Here is a 4,769-nt window from a genome sequence, read left to right on the forward strand (position 1 = left end):
GGTCGGAGATTTGGCTCATTTAGGGATGTATCCTTCCTTAGAACCCTCTGCCTAAAGCCTTTCAGCCCATCAAGCCACAAAGATTATGTTAGATAACCTCTGTTTCCAATATTTATCAAATGATCATTTCCACAAAGCTTGTATTCCTTTAAAATACCATACTGCAGGGTTATTGAAATGAAAACAGCTTACTGCTTAAAGAGCTGCACATTATTAAAAAGTTTTTTATATGTATATTTGACAGTTGAACGAGATAGTTGATTTCCGATCCTTCCCTCTGACTCCGCGGGGTATCTTGAACATTCAACTCTAAATAATATATTTGCAACTGTAAATTAATTAATAACCAGACTTTTCGATTAAGAATGAAATAAGTCTTCAATTTGATTTAAATGAAGGGAGACAACCGATTTTGTGTCATCATCATCACGGTTTGAGTATCCGGATTAAATTGAATCAGACGGCTGGAAAATGAAAATTTCCCTTTCTTGATCATAAGGTACTCTACATGTAAAAGTTTGTTCTCCTGCTGCCACTTTTGGAATAAACTCTGCCAGTCTCTCATACGTCCCACTAGTAGAGATTTTGATAAAGATAATTACCGATAATCTTAATGATGGAAAGAAAACTGCATATAAATAATAAAGGCTTGTTTTCGTAAAATTGTTGCTTTCGGAAAAATCCCTAATTCCGGATTTTTTCCCTGGTTACAAGGTTTTTCTCTCTGAACAGTGAGAGTAGACCTTTTCTTCCTTGCTTACCAGGGTATGTCGTGTAAATGTTGTCTAGTTTTTTCGAAATTCATATTAAATAGCAACAAAGTTTAAAAAAAGAAGCCATAATTAAAGACTTGTCACTTTTCTCTTGAATGGAAGTTGAAGAACAGTTCCTTCTTACACCCCGACTGCCGGCTGAATGCTGTGCATACGAGATTCTCTGAAGGACAGTGTTTAACCCGCTTCGTATAAGGCTAAATAATATGAAAAAATGTAAAAAGATGTTTAATGAAGATTGTATAAGGGAGAGGCAGGAGAAACGATGGCATTTTTTTCGGATGAAATGATTACTTCTACTATAAGATTGTTTGTAATTGTTCTATTAAGTGGAATCATTGGGATAGAACGGGAAGCCAAGAACCATCCCGCGGGTTTGAGAACCCACATTGTGGTTGGTGTTGGTTCCTGTATGTTGATGCTGGTATCGATTTTTGGCTTTGAAGATTATCTGAAAACACATGAAGATTTAAGGGGCTTTGATCCCAGCAGGATCCCTTCCTATGTGATTTCAGGTATCGGTTTCCTCGGAGCGGGGACTATCTTGGTTCAAGGTGGAATCACTGTAAAGGGTCTGACGACCGCCGCAAGTATCTGGGTGGTGGCAGGGCTGGGCATTGTGGTCGGCATCGGGATGTATTATGAAGCTGTGCTGGCGACCATCATTATTGTCACTACCTTATTCTTTCTAAATCGCTTTGAAAAATTGTATAAAAAGAAAATTGATAGGAAAGATAATTTGCTTTTGACTCTGACCATTAATAAAGGGGAAGGACATATCAGTAAGATCAACGATGTGGTTTCTTCTAAAGACTTGGAAATCAGCCAATACAATATTGAAGAAGACAATACGGACGAAGGGCCTTTGTTAATATATACACTTTCTATTTCAACAAAGCGTCCGGTTCATGTGGCAGGATTGCTGGAAAACCTGCAAGGCTTGGAGTTCGTTAAGTCGGCCAATGTTAATAAAAGGAGTTGAAAATAATCGACCTGCTATAGGGTCGATTTTTTTCATGTAAATGAAGGACTTCGTATAAGGGGTATAGAATTAAGAATCCGCTGAAAGAAAATAGATATAGGTGCCATTAGGCCCTATCCATAGGAGGTCGTCAAGATGCAAGAGTACCGCATGAATCCATATTTCATTCTAGTCATTGGCGTGATCTCAGTTTCGACATCTGCCATATTAGTCAAGGTTTCCAGCGCGGATGCAGGGGTGATTGCGTTTTATAGGCTTCTTTTCACCATATTGCTGATGTCCCCCGTATTTCTCATTAAGTATAGGAAGGAACTGAAAAAAATCACATTGAAGGATTGGGGATATGCCGTAGCGGCAGGTTTCTTCCTTGCTTTTCATTTTATTCTCTGGTTTGAATCGTTAAATTACACATCTGTGGCAAGTTCTACTGTGCTGGTCACGCTGCAGCCATTATTTGCTTTTTTAGGAACATATCTATTCTTTAAAGAGAAATTCAGTAAGTCAGCTTTACTATCGGCAGCACTTGCAATCAGTGGTAGTGTCGTCATCAGCTGGGGGGACTTCCGTATAAGCGGAATGGCGTTATGGGGAGATCTTCTGGCACTGATGGCCTGTGCGTTGGTCACTGCTTACTTACTTTTTGGTCAAAACGTAAGAAAGCGCCTGTCTCTGGTTACCTATACATTTATCGTGTACCTTATGAGTACAATCGTTCTATTTCTCTATGTACTTATAAAAGGTGAAAAGCTTGGACCCTACCCGGGAGAAGAGTGGATTTACTTCCTGCTGCTCGCCATCATTCCAACTTTACTCGGTCATACCCTTTTCAATTGGTCTTTAAAATGGCTGAGTACCTCAACCATATCAATGGCCATCCTATTCGAACCGATAGGGGCCTCGGTATTGGCATATTTCTTATTGGGGGAAGCTGTGATCATGTCTCAGGTGATCGGCGGAGGGATCATTTTGCTTGGAATCTTCTTATTCGTTAAAGAAGAAAGGAAAATTAGGAAATTGACAGCGTTACAAGTGAAGGGAGGTTAGAGATAATGGAAGATGCGTTTGAAGTTTTTCCGGTAATTGAAACAGAAAGATTGCGCTTGAGAGAGATCACTATGGAAGATTCATATAAAATTTATGAGAATTTTTCTGATGATCGAGTAACAGAATACTATGACTTGGAATCATACACAGACATATCCCAGGCAGAAGCGCTCATTGAAAAACTCTCATTCGGTTTCAAGAATCAAAAACAGATTCGATGGGCCATCACGCTGAAACCGGATAATGAGTTGATAGGAAGCTGTGGGTTTCATGAGATTGAAGCAGAACATTATAAAGTTGAAACAGGATATGAACTGAATCCGGAATACTGGGGAAAAGGAATAATGCACGAAGCGTTACTAGCAATCTTCACATTTGCGTTTGAAGAGATGGGGATCAATCGGATTGAGGCCTTTTATGATCCTGAGAATGATCGCTCAAGGAATGCTCTCGAGAAGTGTGGGTTTATATATGAAGGAACACAGAGGCAGCGGTTCTTCGAAAAAGGGAAATTCGTTGATGCATCTCTGTCGTCCTTGTTAAAAGAAGACTTTCAAAGAATAACGGAGTAATGTTTTTTTTGAAAAGTAAAAAATGAGGAGGGACAAGATCGTCCTTCCTCATTTTTCTTTCTTATTATATAAAAATGTACGTAAGTCCCGAAAAAATGAATGCCATTATGACAGAGAAGATGAATGTTCCTCCTCTTACCTCGGTTTCAGACTCGCTGATCTTGATGGCGTGAACAAAAGAAAAAGCAAATAAGTATATAGCCATGATAAAAGAAAGAATAAGTGCTGCATTTACTAGCATGAAATAGAAGTTCTCCTCTCCAGCGATATTGTTTGCTATTAAATATATGAAGGAAAGAAAGAATTATGTATTAAAAACGCAGCATTCTTAAAGGAGTGTTGTTTTTAGCTATAGATACCGCATGCTGTGCGAACTTCTCTCTTGGACGGGAGATGCTTGGAACATAATAGACGCAGTCAGTCACATGCACTGAAAATAAGCTATCAGGTTCTTTAAACAACAATGGTTTAGCCAAAAGAGTAATTTTTTAAAAGAAATTACTGAAAAGGTGTTGCGTAAATAATATTATCATGATATATTATTATTCGTCGCTGCAAACGACAGAAAAACAAAACACTTCAACAAAAAAAGTTTTAAAAAGTGTTTGACACTGAAACGAAGAAGTGTTATGATAATAAAGTCGCTTTTGAAACACAGCGAACTTAGATTGAACCTTGAAAACTGAACAAAACAAGACAAAACGTCAACGTTAATTCTTGTAAGAAGCTAATTCTTACAAAGTTGCTAATACTTTAATTAGCAGGCTGAACATAGTTTCAGCATCAATGAGCAAGTCAAACTTCTTTCGGAGAGTTTGATCCTGGCTCAGGACGAACGCTGGCGGCGTGCCTAATACATGCAAGTCGAGCGGACTGATGGGAGCTTGCTCCCTGATGTCAGCGGCGGACGGGTGAGTAACACGTGGGTAACCTGCCTGTAAGACTGGGATAACTCCGGGAAACCGGGGCTAATACCGGATAGTTCTTTTCCTCGCATGAGGAAGAGTGGAAAGGTGGCTTTTAGCTACCACTTACAGATGGACCCGCGGCGCATTAGCTAGTTGGTGAGGTAACGGCTCACCAAGGCAACGATGCGTAGCCGACCTGAGAGGGTGATCGGCCACACTGGGACTGAGACACGGCCCAGACTCCTACGGGAGGCAGCAGTAGGGAATCTTCCGCAATGGACGAAAGTCTGACGGAGCAACGCCGCGTGAGTGATGAAGGTTTTCGGATCGTAAAGCTCTGTTGTTAGGGAAGAACAAGTGCCGTTCAAATAGGGCGGCACCTTGACGGTACCTAACCAGAAAGCCACGGCTAACTACGTGCCAGCAGCCGCGGTAATACGTAGGTGGCAAGCGTTGTCCGGAATTATTGGGCGTAAAGCGCGCGCAGGCG

General features: G+C 40.5%; 4 protein-coding genes and 1 rRNA gene. 4 read left to right on the plus strand and 1 reads right to left on the minus strand.

Features of this window, described 5'->3' with window-relative positions:
* Positions 1-1,038: 1,038 nt before the first annotated feature.
* The 3 genes from BSG1_RS18780 to BSG1_RS18790 all read left to right on the plus strand — a co-directional run bounded on the left by BSG1_RS18780 (position 1,039) and on the right by BSG1_RS18790 (position 3,371).
* Positions 1,039-1,755: an MgtC/SapB family protein gene (locus tag BSG1_RS18780; protein ID WP_044023187.1), complete on the plus strand. Its 717-nt coding sequence runs from the start codon at positions 1,039-1,041 to the stop codon at positions 1,753-1,755.
* Between the two features lie 135 nt (positions 1,756-1,890).
* A complete protein-coding gene (locus BSG1_RS18785; RefSeq protein ID WP_006838819.1) occupies positions 1,891-2,799 on the plus strand; it encodes a DMT family transporter in 909 nt (302 codons plus the stop codon).
* A gap of 5 nt (positions 2,800-2,804) precedes the next feature.
* On the plus strand, positions 2,805-3,371 hold the full coding sequence (locus BSG1_RS18790; RefSeq protein ID WP_006838820.1) for a GNAT family N-acetyltransferase: 567 nt from the start codon (positions 2,805-2,807) through the stop codon (positions 3,369-3,371).
* A gap of 64 nt (positions 3,372-3,435) precedes the next feature.
* Here the strand turns inward: BSG1_RS18790 and BSG1_RS21205 are convergent, their stop codons facing one another.
* Positions 3,436-3,612, minus strand: coding sequence for a hypothetical protein (locus BSG1_RS21205; RefSeq protein ID WP_006838821.1), 177 nt, complete (start codon positions 3,610-3,612; stop codon positions 3,436-3,438).
* Between the two features lie 562 nt (positions 3,613-4,174).
* Between BSG1_RS21205 and BSG1_RS18795 the strand changes: the two genes are divergently transcribed.
* Positions 4,175-4,769 (plus strand): 16S ribosomal RNA (locus BSG1_RS18795); the annotation flags it as partial.

Origin of the sequence: Bacillus sp. SG-1 (assembly GCF_000181495.1) — a bacterium.
Taxonomy (GTDB): Bacteria; Bacillota; Bacilli; order Bacillales; family Bacillaceae_B; genus Rossellomorea.